The 14,595-nt window shown below is 47.7% G+C and carries 16 protein-coding genes; 13 read left to right on the top strand and 3 right to left on the bottom strand.

Annotation, left to right across the window (positions count from 1 at the left end; genetic code table 11):
• Positions 1–72 precede the first annotated feature (72 nt).
• Positions 73–1,863: a zinc ribbon domain-containing protein gene (locus AC2CGA_RS08195; RefSeq protein ID WP_003151641.1), complete on the top strand. Its 1,791-nt coding sequence runs from the start codon at positions 73–75 to the stop codon at positions 1,861–1,863.
• A gap of 40 nt (positions 1,864–1,903) precedes the next feature.
• Here the strand turns inward: AC2CGA_RS08195 and AC2CGA_RS08190 are convergent, their stop codons facing one another.
• The gene (locus tag AC2CGA_RS08190; RefSeq protein ID WP_015387695.1) at positions 1,904–2,614 is read right to left on the bottom strand and encodes a hypothetical protein; all 711 of its coding nucleotides are present in this window, start codon (positions 2,612–2,614) and stop codon (positions 1,904–1,906) included.
• Positions 2,615–3,054: 440 nt separating this feature from the next.
• Here AC2CGA_RS08190 and AC2CGA_RS08185 point away from each other — a divergent pair, with 440 nt between their 5' ends.
• Positions 3,055–3,687, top strand: coding sequence for an NAAT family transporter (locus tag AC2CGA_RS08185; RefSeq protein WP_003151647.1), 633 nt, complete (start codon positions 3,055–3,057; stop codon positions 3,685–3,687).
• 20 nt (positions 3,688–3,707) lie between these two features.
• On the opposite strand, the gene AC2CGA_RS08180 is transcribed toward AC2CGA_RS08185, so the two are convergent.
• Positions 3,708–4,265: a GbsR/MarR family transcriptional regulator gene (locus AC2CGA_RS08180; RefSeq protein ID WP_003151649.1), complete on the bottom strand. Its 558-nt coding sequence runs from the start codon at positions 4,263–4,265 to the stop codon at positions 3,708–3,710.
• Between the two features lie 260 nt (positions 4,266–4,525).
• Between AC2CGA_RS08180 and opuCA the strand changes: the two genes are divergently transcribed.
• From opuCA to opuCD, 4 genes are read left to right on the top strand one after another with little or no spacing between them, the layout of a single operon-like run.
• A complete protein-coding gene (gene opuCA / locus AC2CGA_RS08175) occupies positions 4,526–5,665 on the top strand; it encodes an osmoprotectant ABC transporter ATP-binding protein OpuCA (protein ID WP_003151651.1) in 1,140 nt (379 codons plus the stop codon).
• A 20-nt stretch (positions 5,666–5,685) separates the two neighbouring features.
• On the top strand, positions 5,686–6,339 hold the full coding sequence (locus AC2CGA_RS08170; protein WP_003151654.1) for an ABC transporter permease: 654 nt from the start codon (positions 5,686–5,688) through the stop codon (positions 6,337–6,339).
• A 37-nt stretch (positions 6,340–6,376) separates the two neighbouring features.
• Positions 6,377–7,270, top strand: coding sequence for an osmoprotectant ABC transporter substrate-binding lipoprotein OpuCC (opuCC, locus tag AC2CGA_RS08165; RefSeq protein WP_088005516.1), 894 nt, complete (start codon positions 6,377–6,379; stop codon positions 7,268–7,270).
• A 17-nt stretch (positions 7,271–7,287) separates the two neighbouring features.
• On the top strand, positions 7,288–7,962 hold the full coding sequence (gene opuCD, locus AC2CGA_RS08160; protein WP_003151658.1) for a glycine betaine/carnitine/choline/choline sulfate ABC transporter permease OpuCD: 675 nt from the start codon (positions 7,288–7,290) through the stop codon (positions 7,960–7,962).
• Positions 7,963–7,995: 33 nt separating this feature from the next.
• Here opuCD and AC2CGA_RS08155 read toward each other — a convergent pair whose 3' ends face one another.
• Positions 7,996–8,529, bottom strand: a complete 534-nt coding sequence (locus tag AC2CGA_RS08155) for a GbsR/MarR family transcriptional regulator (protein ID WP_003151660.1) — start codon at positions 8,527–8,529, stop codon at positions 7,996–7,998.
• Between the two features lie 285 nt (positions 8,530–8,814).
• Between AC2CGA_RS08155 and AC2CGA_RS08150 the strand changes: the two genes are divergently transcribed.
• From AC2CGA_RS08150 to AC2CGA_RS08120, 7 genes are all read left to right on the top strand, one after another.
• Positions 8,815–9,960 (top strand): betaine/proline/choline family ABC transporter ATP-binding protein, encoded by a 1,146-nt coding sequence (locus AC2CGA_RS08150; RefSeq protein ID WP_240679802.1) that lies wholly within the window; start codon positions 8,815–8,817, stop codon positions 9,958–9,960.
• A 16-nt stretch (positions 9,961–9,976) separates the two neighbouring features.
• Entirely contained in the window at positions 9,977–10,630 is a 654-nt protein-coding gene (locus tag AC2CGA_RS08145) for an ABC transporter permease (RefSeq protein ID WP_014305838.1), read from the top strand.
• A 14-nt stretch (positions 10,631–10,644) separates the two neighbouring features.
• Entirely contained in the window at positions 10,645–11,562 is a 918-nt protein-coding gene (locus AC2CGA_RS08140; RefSeq protein WP_015387699.1) for an osmoprotectant ABC transporter substrate-binding protein, read from the top strand.
• An 18-nt stretch (positions 11,563–11,580) separates the two neighbouring features.
• Complete coding sequence (locus tag AC2CGA_RS08135) at positions 11,581–12,258, top strand: ABC transporter permease (protein WP_007613829.1); 678 nt, start codon at positions 11,581–11,583, stop codon at positions 12,256–12,258.
• Positions 12,259–12,368: 110 nt separating this feature from the next.
• Complete coding sequence (locus tag AC2CGA_RS08130) at positions 12,369–13,082, top strand: lantibiotic protection ABC transporter ATP-binding protein (protein ID WP_003151665.1); 714 nt, start codon at positions 12,369–12,371, stop codon at positions 13,080–13,082.
• Complete coding sequence (locus AC2CGA_RS08125; protein WP_196616110.1) at positions 13,079–13,813, top strand: lantibiotic immunity ABC transporter MutE/EpiE family permease subunit; 735 nt, start codon at positions 13,079–13,081, stop codon at positions 13,811–13,813. The genes AC2CGA_RS08130 and AC2CGA_RS08125 overlap by 4 nt, the downstream gene beginning before the upstream one ends.
• Positions 13,810–14,580, top strand: coding sequence for a lantibiotic immunity ABC transporter MutG family permease subunit (locus AC2CGA_RS08120; RefSeq protein WP_484480164.1), 771 nt, complete (start codon positions 13,810–13,812; stop codon positions 14,578–14,580). The genes AC2CGA_RS08125 and AC2CGA_RS08120 overlap by 4 nt, the downstream gene beginning before the upstream one ends.
• The last annotated feature ends 15 nt before the right edge of the window (positions 14,581–14,595 follow it).

Raw genomic sequence — 14,595 nt, 5'->3', positions numbered from 1 at the left:
TTCTACTTTATTATAAAATATGAAACATAGGAAAAGTTATACAAGTTTTGCAGATTGAATAGGAGGAAAGTCATGTTTTTTTGTAAGTATTGCGGCCGACAGAACAACGAAGAGGCGCATTTCTGTAAAGAATGCGGAAAACCGATCGGGAAAGGAAGCCGGCTTGAACGGCAGGCGGCTGTAAGAGCGGCTGAACCTGCTTCACAAATGAGAAAGCCGATCCCTAAAAAAACGCTCTTCATATGGGGCGGCATAGCCGCAGCGCTGATCTTATTGATTGCCGCATATAAAACCGGAGCCTGGCTGACATCTGAAAAAAGGCTCACGGATCAATTCGAACAGGCGGTTCATGACGGGGACACGAAAAAGCTCGCAGCCCTGCTCACTCCTTCAGACAAAAAACTGAAGCTGAATGAGACCAATGTCAAACCGCTCCTTGCATACGCAAAGAAACACGATGAACTGCTGGAAACGCTTCGCGGCAATTCATCAGAAAAAGATGCGGTATACGTCAAAAAAGAGGGTAAAACCCTTCTTTTGTTTGACCATTACGAACTGAAAGTCGATCCGGTTTATTTCCGCGTCACCAGCAATTATAAAGGCGCCGATCTTTATATCAACAGCGAGAAAACAGGGACGGTCAAAAAAGCCGATGAAACCCAAATCTTCGGCCCGTATGCACCCGGTGTCTACACGGCGGAAGCCAAGCTTAAAAATGACACGGTTGACGTTGTCAAAAAGCAAGAGGCAGAGGCGGCCGGCAGCCGGAATGTTGATTTTGATCTGCCGTTAGACGCCGAGGATGTGACGTTCACTCCGGCAGACAGCTTCAAAAGCGCGAAAGGCGATCTGCTGATAAACGGCAAGTCCGTCCATAAAGATCCGTTTACATCCGTTACATACGGTCCGCTCTTAACTGACGGTTCCATGACAGCCGCCGTGGAGGCTGATTTTCCTTGGGGAAAAATGAAAACTGCCGATGTTCCGATCAACGGTACTGATATGGAATTAACGCTTATCCCGGATCAAGATACACAACAAACAATCATGGACACGATTGTCAAAACAACGAAGCAGTATACAAAAGCGATGGCAGACGGAAATACCGATCAGATGACCGAGGCTGGTTCCGCCTGGAAAGAGCAGACGAAAGAAGTGGTATCCGGCATGAAGAGTTCCGGCACCTTTTTGAAAGATCAGTATAAAGAGACAAGCTTTGATCTGGATTCATTTGCGATTTCTCAAGAGAACGGCCGCTGGCAAGTAACTGTTACGGGTAAAGAGCTTCATGAGTCTGCTTATTTCGACGGGAATACGAAGCCTGATATGGAAGAGGCTGAGCCGAGCTTTCATTATGTACTCTCATATGATACAAAACATAAAAAATGGGTTTTTGAAAAAGCTGATCCAGCCTCAGATTCTTCTGGGACAAATGTAAAAAAAATAAAAAACGACCAGCCGAAAACCTATACATCCGCATGGGCATCTTCCAAAGGAAATACAGCTTCAGGCAGCGTGACAAACGAGCAAGTCACATCGTTTATGACTGATTACCTGACAAATCAATCAAGCGCCGTCAGCCTTAACAATTTTGCCATCATGGCGGGCAATTTAGAAGAGGGAAGCCCTTTGTATGCTGATCAGCAGAAACTGGTCAAAAAACTGTACAGCGAGGGGACGACTGAAGTATTTAATAAAGTGAATGTCAAAAGCTTTTCACAGAAAGGCTCTCATCTGACGATTCATACGTACGAGGAGTTTTATATTACGAAAGCCGGCGGCAGTCCGAAGCTCAGAACATACAATTGGACGTATGGCGGCGTTGTCAAAGACGGAAGAATTTATTTAACATCCATTCAATAAAAAAACCCCCGCGCCAATCAGGCGGCGGGGGTTTCCGTTTTTAAAAGAAGAAATAATTCATGAGTTCTTTCATATAATGCTTGATCGTGAATTGAAACGTTACGCAAATGATCAAATAGATGACGATAACAGAATAAATGATATCCGCCTTAGCAGTGAGCTGATGCTGATAGCTCGCCAGCATGAGCGGAGGCACGGCAAACGCCGCTCCTAAAAGACCGACAGCCAGAATGGTAAAGCAAACGGTTGTATGAAGCAGCATAAAAATGAGGGCAAGAAGCAAAATAGCTGTAAACGGAATCAAAAATGCTCCGAATCTGGACAGCGAATCTTTAAATGACACCTGCGCGCCGCCGGCCTTCAAAGCGATAAAAATCAAGAGATACAGGCAGAAAACGCATAATGCAAAGGTAAGCGCCGGTTTGATCACAACCGCGGTAAAACTGACGTCACGAAAGCCGTCTGATAAGAGAATATAAAACATAATCGGCGTCACCAGGCAGAAAAGCACCATGTTGATGATGCTGCTGACAAGCTGTTCGCCGCCTGTCGTTTTACATGTTTGATACGGTCTCTTTAACACATCAAGCACGAATAAGGCAAATTGCTTTGAAGCCTGCTTAGCCGCGGCGCCGGCCTGAGCGGCCTGACCCTGTGTTTGGCCTGCGCCTCCCTGCCCGGGCTGGGGCGCACCGCATTTTTCACAAAATTTTCCGCCATCAGTATGATGGCCGCATTGAGAACAATACATTCTAAAACTCCTTTTACAAGTAATATAGGGATTTTGTTCAATATTTACATTATAAAAGAAAATAGGACGGATGTAACGGAGTTTTCTAAAGATATATAAATCACCTTCTCTATGAATTGATAATAGAGAAAAAGTACCCATTATGGTAGAATTTTATTGGAGCTGATAGATATCATGTCTCTCGGCGCATTGATTCAGAGTGAAAAAGGAAATTAACGCATGCTAAAAAAATTGAAAATGCTTTATCGGCTGTTGAAATTCGGAAAAGGCTTATGGAGATAGCAAACAGAAAAAAACCGTCCTTACAAGGACGGTTTTTTTCTGTTTTCCGGATCGTCCGGCTGAGGTTATAAAAAGCAGACCCCGGGGTAAAAATCATGCATAAGAAACAGCGGAGAACAAAACATAACTCAATAACGGCAAGTCATAAGGAGGTACGCATGTTTTCATTCATCATTCATGTCTTCATTTCACTGTTTGCAGTCTCCAATCCCATCGGAAACGTGCCGATTTTTCTTTCACTGACGGAAGGATACCCGGAGAAAGAACGGACAGCGATCGCACGCAAGGCTTCCGTGCTGTCGTTTATCATCTTGGCTGCTTTTTTAATCTTCGGCCATCTGATCTTTAAACTGTTCGACATTAACATTCATGCCTTGCGTATCGCGGGCGGCATTTTTATTTTCGGCATCGCTTATAATCTTCTGAACGCGAAGAAATCTCATGTACAGTCCCTTCATCATGAAGAGAAAGGGGAGAGCAAGGAGAAAGCCGATATATCCGTGACGCCTTTGTCGATTCCGATTATCGCCGGACCCGGTACGATCGCGACGGTGATGAGTCTGTCGGCCGGCCATGGCGGCATCATCCATTACATCAGCGTGCTTATCGGCATTGCGGCCGTCATCGCGATGACGTTCATCTTCTTTCACTATTCTTCTTTCATCAGCAATAAGCTCGGGAAAACCGAAATGAACGTCATTACCCGACTGATGGGGCTGATTTTAGCGGTGGTGGCGATCGGCATGATCGGTGCCGGTCTGAAAGGCATGTTCCCGATATTGGTTTCCTGACTTAAAAAAGCAGCGCCCGGTTATCTTCGGGGGCTGCTTTTTTCTATTTTCGGCACATGCTGAAACACTTCTTCACTCTCAAAAAATTCTATCAAACGGCTCAGCCAGTCATAATAATGGAGCCAATCCGTCAGTTCATCCAAAAGCTGACGGGCTTTTTCTTCAATATCGGGACTGAGATTTTCCGATTCCAGAAGCTCAGTCAGCTCGCGGTTCAGCTTTTTATAGAGCATTTTGTTTTTGCTGACCGCCTTTGTCCAATTTGCCGTAAACAGGGAGATAAACGTCTGGTAATAATCACGCTCCACGTCGTAAAGGTCTTTGCGAACGCCTTTTTCAAACACTTTTTCCGCCAGATTGGCATCAGTCATTTCACGGACCACCTGGCTCATCCTCGTTTTGCTCATCCCGGTTGCCTCTGACAGCTCATTTAACGTCATCGGCTTGCGGTTCATATAAATAATACCGAGCACACGACCAAGTGTGGCCGGCATTCCGAATGTATGCATATTCTCGGCGATTCTCTCAATGAGATGCTCTTCAGCATGCCCGATGATATCAAGAGCGTTTTTTTCCACGGCTGATCATCCCTTCACTGGCTTTTCATGCTGACAATATATCATATTTTTTACAGTTGATGAAAAAGATGATGCGGCAGGATATGCGAGCTATCGGGAGCGATTGTAAGAACATCCGCATTGTCAGCGGGATAACATGAAAAAATACGTATATTGTATATAATTTCAACACATTATAAACTTTTTATTTTACAAATTTCATCTTATAATAAAGATTATACTTTTCAGAAAAATAACGGAACCCTTCGGAGGTGCACGGATTGCTGAGATTAGAAAATGTATCGAAAGTCTATAAAGGCGGAAAAAAAGCTGTCAACAGCATTGATTTAAATATCGAAAAAGGCGAGTTTATTTGTTTTATCGGGCCGAGCGGCTGCGGAAAAACGACGACGATGAAAATGATTAACAGACTGATTGAGCCGTCATCCGGAAAGATTTTTATCGATGGCGAAAACATTATGGAGCAGGACCCGGTGGAGCTGAGACGGAAAATCGGCTACGTCATTCAGCAGATCGGACTTTTCCCTCATATGACCATTCAGCAGAACATTTCTCTCGTGCCGAAACTGCTGAAATGGCCGGAACAAAAGCGGAAGGAACGGGCGCGGGAGCTTTTGAAGCTCGTCGATATGGGCCCGGAATATTTAGACCGCTATCCTCACGAGCTGAGCGGGGGACAGCAGCAGAGAATCGGCGTGCTGCGCGCCCTTGCGGCGGAACCGCCTCTTATTCTTATGGATGAACCGTTCGGAGCGCTTGACCCGATTACACGGGATTCCCTTCAGGAAGAATTCAAAAAACTGCAAAGAACATTGAATAAAACGATTGTGTTTGTAACCCACGATATGGATGAAGCGATTAAGCTGGCTGACCGGATCGTCATTTTAAAAGCGGGAGAGATCGTTCAGGCCGGCACTCCTGATGACATTCTCCGGAATCCGGCTAATGAGTTTGTCGAAGAATTTATCGGCAAAGAACGGTTATTGCAATCAAGACCGGACATTGAGCGCGTCGAGCAGATGATGAACAAAAAGCCTGTCACCGTTACGGCGGACAAAACGCTTTCGCAGGCGATCCAAGTGATGCGGGAGCACCGTGTCGATTCCCTGCTTGTCGTTGATGACCTGAATGTGCTGCAAGGGTATGTCGATGTCGAGATCATTGATCAGAACCGGAAAAAAGCGAGCCTCGTCGGCGACGTGCTCCGCTCTGATCTGTATACGGTCGAGCAGGGTACACTGCTGCGTGATACCGTACGCAAAATTTTAAAGCGCGGAATGAAATATGTACCCGTCGTTGATGAACAAAGGCATTTAGTCGGAATTGTCACGCGGGCGAGCCTTGTCGACATCGTTTACGATTCAATCTGGGGCGAGGAAGACCAGCTGGTGACAGGCTGACAAGGGGAGGAACGCTTACAATGAATGAAATGATCAAGTTTTTGCAGACGAACGGCGGAGAACTGTTATATAAAACGTGGGAGCATTTATACATTTCGATCATCGCCGTCATATTAGGCATTGTCGTCGCCGTTCCGCTCGGAGTGGCGCTGACGAGAATGAAAAAGGGCGCAGGCGCCGTCATCGGCGCCGTCAACATTGTGCAGACCTTGCCGAGTCTCGCGATACTGGCGTTTTTTATCCCGCTGTTAGGCGTGGGAAAGGTGCCCGCGATCGTCGCGCTGTTTTTCTATTCGGTGCTGCCGATTCTCCGAAACACGTATACCGGCATTCAAGGCGTAAACAAAAATCTGCTGGAATCGGGAAAAGGCATCGGGATGACGGTCTGGGAGCAGATCAGGCTTGTGGAACTGCCGCTTGCGGTTCCGGTGATCATGGCGGGCATCCGCACATCCACCATTTATCTGATCGGCTGGGCGACGCTTGCTTCCTTTATCGGGGGCGGCGGGCTCGGAGACTATATTTTTATCGGCCTGAATCTCTATCAGCCTGAATATATTATCGGCGGCGCCGTGCCCGTCACCATTTTAGCCATTATCATTGATTATCTGCTGGCGGCGACGGAACGGAAGGTGACGCCGAAAGGGCTGAAAGGACTGAAGGAAGTATCATAAGGAGTTGGCTGTTTTGAAAAGAAACCAAAAGAGATGGATGTGCGCACTGGCGCTGTCAGCTGCTCTGCTTCTGGGCGGCTGTTCCCTTCCCGGCCTGAGCGGGGCTTCCGATGATACGATTAAAATCGGGGCGCAAAGCATGACGGAATCAGAAATTATCGCCAATATGCTCGCACAGATGATTGAGCACAATACAGACTTGAATACGGCATTAATTAAAAACCTCGGATCGAACTATGTCCAGCAGCAGGCGATGCTCGGCGGTGAAATCGATATCGCCGCGACGCGCTACTCGGGAACGGATTTAACGAGCACCCTCGGCATGGAAGCGGAAAAAGACCCGAAAAAAGCATTATCTATCGTCCAGAAGGAATTTGAGAAGCGCTTCCATTACAAATGGTTTGATTCTTACGGATTTGAGAACACATACGCTTTTACCGTCACGAAAGAGCTTGCGGAAAAAGATCATTTAGACAAAGTATCCGATATTAAGAAGCATGCGGATCAATTTAAGCTTGGTGTAGACAATGCGTGGCTGAAAAGAAAAGGCGACGGCTATAAGGGCTTCACCGACACGTACGGTTTTGAATTCGGCACAACCTATCCGATGCAGATCGGACTTGTATACGATGCCGTGAAAAACGGGAAAATGGACGCCGTCCTCGCTTATTCAACGGACGGAAGGATTAAAGCGTACGATCTGAAAATTTTAAAAGACGACAAGCAGTTTTTCCCGCCGTATGACTGTTCGCCGGTCATTCCCGACAGCGTGCTGAAGCAGCATCCTGAACTGAAGGGCATTGTGAATAAACTGATCGGCAAAATCGATACGGAAACGATGCAGGAATTGAATTACGAGGTGGACGGCAAGCTGAAAGAACCGTCCGTCGTCGCTAAAGAATTTTTGGAGAAACATCATTATTTTGAATAAGAAATGAGGTGGGGCAAATGGAAGTGCTGCAGCAGCTCGGCACTTATTATTCTCAAAACGGCGCCTATGTGCTTCAGGAGTTTTACCGCCATTTTCTCATGTCGGTATACGGCGTTTTATTTGCGGCGATCGTAGGTGTCCCGCTCGGCATCTTCATTGCCAGGTACAGAACATTAAGCGGCTGGGTATTCGCGGTGACAAACGTGATTCAGACCGTGCCGGCGCTTGCGATGCTTGCGGTGCTGATGCTCGTCATGGGGCTCGGCGCCAATACGGTGATTTTGTCGCTGTTTTTATATTCGCTTCTTCCGATCATCCGGAATACGTACACAGGAATCGCCAGCATTGAACACGCTTATCTAGAATCGGGAAAAGCGATGGGCATGACCAAATTTCAGGTGCTCCGCATGGTGGAACTGCCGCTTGCGCTTTCCGTCATCATGGCGGGGCTGCGGACGGCCCTTGTCATCGCGATCGGCATTACGGCAATCGGAACATTTGTCGGCGCGGGCGGACTCGGTGACATCATTGTCAGGGGCTCAAACGCCACGAACGGAACAGCGATTATTTTAGCCGGCGCCATTCCGACAGCGCTGATGGCCGTTATCGCAGATCTTGTGATGGCATGGCTGGAGCGGGCGCTGAGTCCGGTGAGAAAGAAAAAACGAACCAAAGCGCCGAATGCGGCATGAAAAAAACGCCTTGCGGGTCAGGGCGTTTTTTTCTTATGGCTTCGGAACATGCTTGAATATTTCTTCGCTTTCAAAAAACTCGATCAGACGGCTGATCCAGTTGTAGTAATCAAGCCAATCCTTTAATTCTTTCAGCAGTTCGTTGATTTTTTCCTCAGCTTCTTCCGGCACGCCGTTTTCAAGGACGGCCGTCAGTTCGCGGTTCAGTTTTTTATGCATCATCTTATTTTTGCTGACGACCTTGCTCCATGTGGCCGTAAACAGCGTAATAAAGGTTTGGTAGTAATCCTGCTCGACGTCGTATAAATCTTTGCGGACGCCTTTTTCAAACACTTTTTCCGCCAGATTGACGTCAAGCATTTCACGGACCGCCTGGCTCATTCTCGTTTTGCTCATGCCGGTCGCTTCTGATAATTCAGTTAAGGTCATCGGCTTGCGGTTCATATAAATAATGCCTAAAATGCGCCCCACCGTCGCGGGCATTCCGAATGTATGCATATTTTCAGCGATTCGTTCTATCAAATGATCTTCAGCTTGTTCGATTACGTGTAACGGATCTTTCTCCAACAGTTTCAATCCTTTCAGTCAGCAATTCCGATGTCAATATACCACATTTTTAAACCGGCGGAAATGCTCTTCCGAGAGAATTTGGCAGTAATTCGGAGCAATAAGAAGAACTTTGCCGGTCAATACGGGTAAATCAGTGCTTACACATACTTTATATATAATATGGACAAATTGTAAACTTTTTAATTTACAAAGTTTAATTTATAATGGGAAACGTTCAATTGTCTGAAAAGTTAAATTTGAATTTAACGATTTGAACAAATTTAATATCGGAGGTGTGAGTGTTTGCTGACATTAGAAAATGTCTCGAAAACGTATAAAGGCGGGAAAAAAGCCGTCAATAGCATCAACCTGAATATCGACAAAGGCGAATTTATTTGTTTTATCGGACCGAGCGGCTGCGGCAAAACGACGACGATGAAAATGATCAACCGCTTAATTGAACCGACAGAAGGCAGAATCCTGATAGAGGGCCGAAACATTATGGAACAAGACCCGGTGGAACTCAGAAGAAGCATCGGCTATGTCATCCAGCAGATCGGGCTGTTTCCGCATATGACCATTCAGCAGAACATTACGCTCGTTCCGAAGCTTTTAAAGCATTCTGCCGAAAAACGGAAGGAACGGGCGCGCGAGCTTTTAAAGCTCGTTGATATGGGGCCTGAATATTTAGACCGTTACCCTCATGAACTGAGCGGAGGACAGCAGCAGCGAATAGGTGTATTACGGGCACTTGCCGCAGAGCCGCCGCTTATCTTAATGGATGAACCGTTCGGGGCGCTTGACCCGATTACGAGAGATTCCCTTCAGGAAGAATTTAAAAAACTGCAAAAAACCTTACATAAAACCATCGTATTTGTTACCCATGATATGGACGAAGCCATCAAGCTTGCGGACAGAATCATCATTCTGAAAGCGGGAGAAATCGTCCAGGCCGGAACGCCTGATGAGATTCTCAGATTTCCGGCGAATGAATTTGTTGAGGAGTTTATCGGCAAGGAACGGCTGATTCAATCATCCAGCCCTGATATTGAACGGGTGGAGCAGATCATGAATCCCGATCCCGTGACGGTAACACCTGAGAAAACACTGTCAGCCGCCATTCAGCTGATGCGTGCCGAGCGGGTGGATTCGCTGCTCGTCATTGATGAAAAGAACGTTCTCCAAGGTTATGTCGATGTGGAGATGATTGACCGCAAACGAAGACAAGCGGTAACCGTCGCGGAAGTGCTTGAACGGGATCTGTACACGGTCAGAAGCGGCACTCTGCTTCGCGACGCCGTCCATAAAATTTTAAAAAGAGGCGTGAAATTTGTGCCGGTCCTTGATGAGGACGGCCGGCTAACGGGAATCGTGACAAGGGCAAGCCTCGTTGACATCGTCTATGACTCCATCTGGGGAGAAGAGAATCAGCTCGCGGTGATGTCATGAGGAGGCTTCAATTGATATGAATCAGACCGTGCAATTTTTACAGGCAAATGGAGGAGAGATGCTTTATAAAACATGGGAGCATCTGTACATCTCATTAATCGCCGTCATGGCGGGCATTCTCGCCGCCGTTCCGCTCGGCGTCCTGCTGACGAGGATGAAAAGAGGAGCCGGCGCCGTCATCGGCATCGTCAACATCATTCAAACCTTGCCGAGCCTTGCCATTCTTGCGTTTTTTATTCCGCTTTTAGGCGTAGGAAAGGTCCCGGCCGTTGCGGCGCTGTTTTTCTATTCCATGCTGCCGATTCTCAGAAACACGTATACGGGGATTCTCGGCGTCAATCGGCATCTTCTGGAATCGGGAAAAGGAATCGGCATGACGGCATGGGAGCAGATCAGGCTTGTAGAGCTCCCGCTTGCCGCCCCGGTCATCATGGCGGGCATCAGGACGTCTTCGATTTATTTAATCGGCTGGGCGACGCTCGCCTCCTTTATCGGCGGAGGCGGGCTGGGAGATTACATTTTTATCGGCTTGAACCTTTATCAGCCGGAGTATATTATCGCAGGCGCCGTTCCGGTCACGATGCTGGCGGCCGCCGTCGATTACATGCTGGGGATGACAGAACGGAAAGTCACGCCTGACGGGCTGAAAAGCATAAAGGACGCTTCATAAGGAGGAGGTCTCACATGGGGAATAGATGCAAAAAACGGCTGCTCGCAATCGCCTGTCTCGGCATGCTGCTCCTTGGCGGATGCTCGCTCCCGGGATTGAGCGCCGCATCGGAGGACACCATTAAAATCGGCGCGCAAAGCATGACCGAATCGGAAATCATCGCAAGCATGCTCGGACAGATGATCGAACATCACAGCGGGTTGAAAACATCCGTTATTAAAAATCTCGGCTCCAACGCCGTACAGCAGCAATCCTTGATCAACGGTGATATTGATATCGCCGCGACGCGCTATACAGGAGACGCGCTGACCGGGACGCTTCGCATGGAGCCGGAAAAAGACCCGGACAAAGCGCTGCGGCTCGTTCAGCGTGAATTTCAAAACAGATATGACATGAAATGGTTTGATTCTTACGGCTTTGATAATACATACGTCTTTACCGTTTCCGGACAGCTTGCCAGCAAGTACCATTTAGAAACGGTATCCGATGTCAAAAAAGAAGCATCCCATCTGAAATTCGGCGTAGATAACTATTGGATGAAGCTGAGAGGCAACGGATATCAGGATTTTATGAAAACATACGGAATGTCATTTGAAGGCACGTATCCAATGCAGATCGGCCTCGTATACGACGCGCTGAAAAGCAGAAAGATGGATATCGCGCTCGCTTATTCCACCGACGGAAGAATCATCGCTTACGGACTGAAAACGCTGAAGGATGATAAGCGGTTCTTTCCTCCGTATGACTGTTCACCCGTCGTTCCGGATCATGTATTAAAAGAGCATCCCGAACTGGAGGGCGTGATCAATAAAATGATCGGCGCGATTGATACAAAGATGATGCAGAAAATGAATTACGAAGTTGACGGCCGATTAAAAGAGCCGTCCGTCGTGGCCAAGGAATATTTAGAAAAACATCATTACTTTGAATAACGGAAAGGAGATGTGCGGATGGACACGATGAAAGAGCTGTTTACGTATTACGCTCAAAACGGCAGCTATGTTCTGTATGAGTGCTGGCGGCACTTTCTCATGTCGGCGTACGGCGTCGTTTTCGCCGCCGTTTTCGCCATTCCGGCCGGAATTGTGACAGCCAGGCACGGGCGTCTCGCCGGCTGGGTGTTTGCTGTGGCGAACGTGATTCAAACCGTTCCGGCGCTTGCGATGCTCGCCGTCCTGATGCTTGTCATGGGGCTCGGCGCCAATACGGTCATCACGGCTTTGTTTTTGTATTCACTGCTGCCGATTCTCAGAAATACGCACACGGGCATTATCAATATCGAGCACGCTTATCTCGAGTCGGGAAAAGCGATGGGCATGACGAAATATCAAATCCTTCGTATGGTGGAGCTGCCGCTTGCGCTTTCCGTCATTATGGCGGGTCTCCGAACGGCGCTCGTCATTGCCATCGGCATCACGGCGATCGGCACTTTCGTCGGCGCAGGCGGTCTCGGGGATATGATCGTCAGAGGCTCGAACGCGACAAACGGAACCGCCATTATTCTGGCGGGCGCCATTCCGACCGCGCTGATGGCGGTGGCCGCAGACCTGCTGATGGCGTGGCTGGAACGAGCCCTCAGCCCTGTGAAAAAACAAAAAAGAAAGCTGATCGTACGCTCAGCCTCATGAAAAAAAGCATTCTTCCGCGTGAAGGATGCTTTTTTTGATTTCTTGATTAAATTTTGATAACTGCGCTGTAAAGTCTTACATATCAAATAACAAAGCAGAGGGGTAATCATATGAGCAACATCATAGAAACGAGACAGCTGCAAAAATCATTCGGCAGACAACAGGCAGTGGCTGATGTGTCTCTATCGGTTAAACGCAACAGTATATACGGCCTGCTCGGTCCGAACGGCGCGGGAAAATCGACGACTCTCAAAATATTGACCGGCATGCTGCAGCAAACATCCGGCGAGGTTCTGTTCGACGGACATACATGGAAGCGCGAAGATTTGAAAAGCATCGGTTCCCTGATTGAAGCACCGCCGCTTTACAGCAACCTGACAGCCGCTGAAAATCTGAAAGTCCGCTGCGTGATGCTCGGACTGCCTGATTCAAGAATTGCGGAGGTGCTGGAAATCACGGGATTAACGGGAACCGGAAAAAAGCGCGCCGGACAATTTTCCATGGGAATGAAACAGCGTCTCGGCATCGCGTTAGCATTATTAAACCGTCCGTCGCTCTTAATTCTTGACGAGCCGACAAATGGATTGGACCCGATGGGGATTCAGGATTTGCGGGAATTTATCCGCTCCCTGCCCGGACAGGGAATGACGGTTATTTTATCAAGCCACCTGTTATCAGAAGTCGAGCAGATCGCAGACCATATCGGAATCATCAGTGACGGCGTTTTAGGATATCAGGGAGAAATCAGCCGGGAAGACGATCTGGAGCGGCTGTTTCTGGAGGTTGTCAAATCAACACGGGAGAAAGCGGGGACAGGAAAATGATTCAGTACATGCAGGCGGAACACCTTACATCTAAAAGAACATTTATCAGAAAGCTGATCATTCTGATCCCGCTTCTGAACACGGCTTTTTCTTTTCTGCTGAATACGGCTTATTTTATGACGGGCACGTTCAATTGGTGGGCGGTTATTTTCATGCCGCTCATGATTGCTCTAATGTGCGGTTTATCTGTTAAAAAAGAGAAAAAATCTGCGAATGACCGCGCGGTGTACTCATTGCCGGCAGATTTAAAAAGCATATGGCTCTCAAAAATAAGCTTGATCGCGCTGTATTCACTCCTGTCGCAAATCGTCTTTTTCATCATCATGTTTTTACTTGGCCTTGTATTTCCGGCAATTGCTGCGCTGCAGCTGAAAGGCGTTGAAGCAGGCTTCCTTTTATGGCTGACGACGCTTTGGGAAATTCCATTGTGCTTATGGATTGCCAGGCAGTTCGGATTTACGGCAGTCATTCTCGTGAATATGATCGCCGCCTTTGTTTTGGGTATTGTGCCGGCGTCCGGCTCATTGTGGTGGCTGAGCCCATGGAGCTGGTCAGTCCGGGTGATGTCACCGATTCTCGGGATCCATCCGAACGGAATTCCGCTTCCCGCAAACAGCGGCTTATTAAACGGAAACGTGATCTTTCCGGCTATTATTCTTTCTATCCTTTCTTTTATCGCAATAAGTTTTGTTTCCGCAGTGTCATTTTCAAAAGGAGGAAACCGGTCATGACCGTGCTTTTACGATATATGTGGGCCGATGTATTAAAAATGAAGCGCACGCCGCTCATATGGATGCATGCTGCGGCGCCGGTTTTATGCGCGGGATTTTTCCTGTTATATATGTATGGAAGGGTTCAGGAGCCTTATATGCTGTACAGCGTCTTTTTCAGCGTGATTGCCGTTTTATACCCTTTAATCATCAGTTTTGTCTGCGGCATGTCTGCCTCCGTCGAGGAACAGGCGGGTTATTTTCAGATGATGCTGGCGGTTCCGCATTCGAAAATCGTCAGTTTTGCGGGCAAGCTGCTTTTGCTGCTCCTATTGAATGTGTTATCGGCAGGTCTCGCCATCTGTCTTTATTTGGCGGGGTTGAAATTTGTTCTTCACATCAATGATCTCCCGTATCTTCTCTTTTTAAAAGGAGGGGCGTGGCTGATTGCCGGCAGTATTCCGCTTTATATGATTTCTTTTTCTGTCGGCATACAGTACGGCATGGGACCGTCCGGGCTTTTAGGGGGGGCGGGATTATTAATGGCGGCGCTCATGAATACGGGACTTGGCGATATCATCTGGCGTTTTTTCCCGTGGGCATGGAGCGTGCGGCTTTCAGGCCTTGCAGGACTGCTGCATTTTGACAAAGTCAAAAAAGAGTTCCTCCCTTATGTAAGATACGATATGAGATTCGGAGAAATAATGTTATATTTTTCTATAGTGATATTATGTCTGGCCGGCCTCTATTGGTGCAGAAGATGGGAAGGGCGGCGTTCATATGAATAAAGGCAAGGAGCGATT

The sequence above is a fragment of the Bacillus sp. SYZHCR11 genome (assembly GCF_057196865.1).
Note: the sequence above shows the minus strand (reverse complement) of the source record. Positions and strands in the feature narration are given on the sequence as shown.

Coding starts and splice junctions, on each gene's coding strand:
- AC2CGA_RS08195 (WP_003151641.1), top strand. CDS start 73: ATGTTTTTTTGTAAGTATTGCGGCCGACAGAACAACGAAGAGGCGCAT.
- AC2CGA_RS08190 (WP_015387695.1), bottom strand. CDS start 2,614: ATGTATTGTTCTCAATGCGGCCATCATACTGATGGCGGAAAATTTTGT.
- AC2CGA_RS08185 (WP_003151647.1), top strand. CDS start 3,055: ATGTTTTCATTCATCATTCATGTCTTCATTTCACTGTTTGCAGTCTCC.
- AC2CGA_RS08170 (WP_003151654.1), top strand. CDS start 5,686: ATGAATGAAATGATCAAGTTTTTGCAGACGAACGGCGGAGAACTGTTA.
- opuCC (WP_088005516.1), top strand. CDS start 6,377: ATGTGCGCACTGGCGCTGTCAGCTGCTCTGCTTCTGGGCGGCTGTTCC.
- opuCD (WP_003151658.1), top strand. CDS start 7,288: ATGGAAGTGCTGCAGCAGCTCGGCACTTATTATTCTCAAAACGGCGCC.
- AC2CGA_RS08145 (WP_014305838.1), top strand. CDS start 9,977: ATGAATCAGACCGTGCAATTTTTACAGGCAAATGGAGGAGAGATGCTT.
- AC2CGA_RS08140 (WP_015387699.1), top strand. CDS start 10,645: ATGGGGAATAGATGCAAAAAACGGCTGCTCGCAATCGCCTGTCTCGGC.
- AC2CGA_RS08135 (WP_007613829.1), top strand. CDS start 11,581: ATGGACACGATGAAAGAGCTGTTTACGTATTACGCTCAAAACGGCAGC.
- AC2CGA_RS08130 (WP_003151665.1), top strand. CDS start 12,369: ATGAGCAACATCATAGAAACGAGACAGCTGCAAAAATCATTCGGCAGA.
- AC2CGA_RS08125 (WP_196616110.1), top strand. CDS start 13,079: ATGATTCAGTACATGCAGGCGGAACACCTTACATCTAAAAGAACATTT.
- AC2CGA_RS08120 (WP_484480164.1), top strand. CDS start 13,810: ATGACCGTGCTTTTACGATATATGTGGGCCGATGTATTAAAAATGAAG.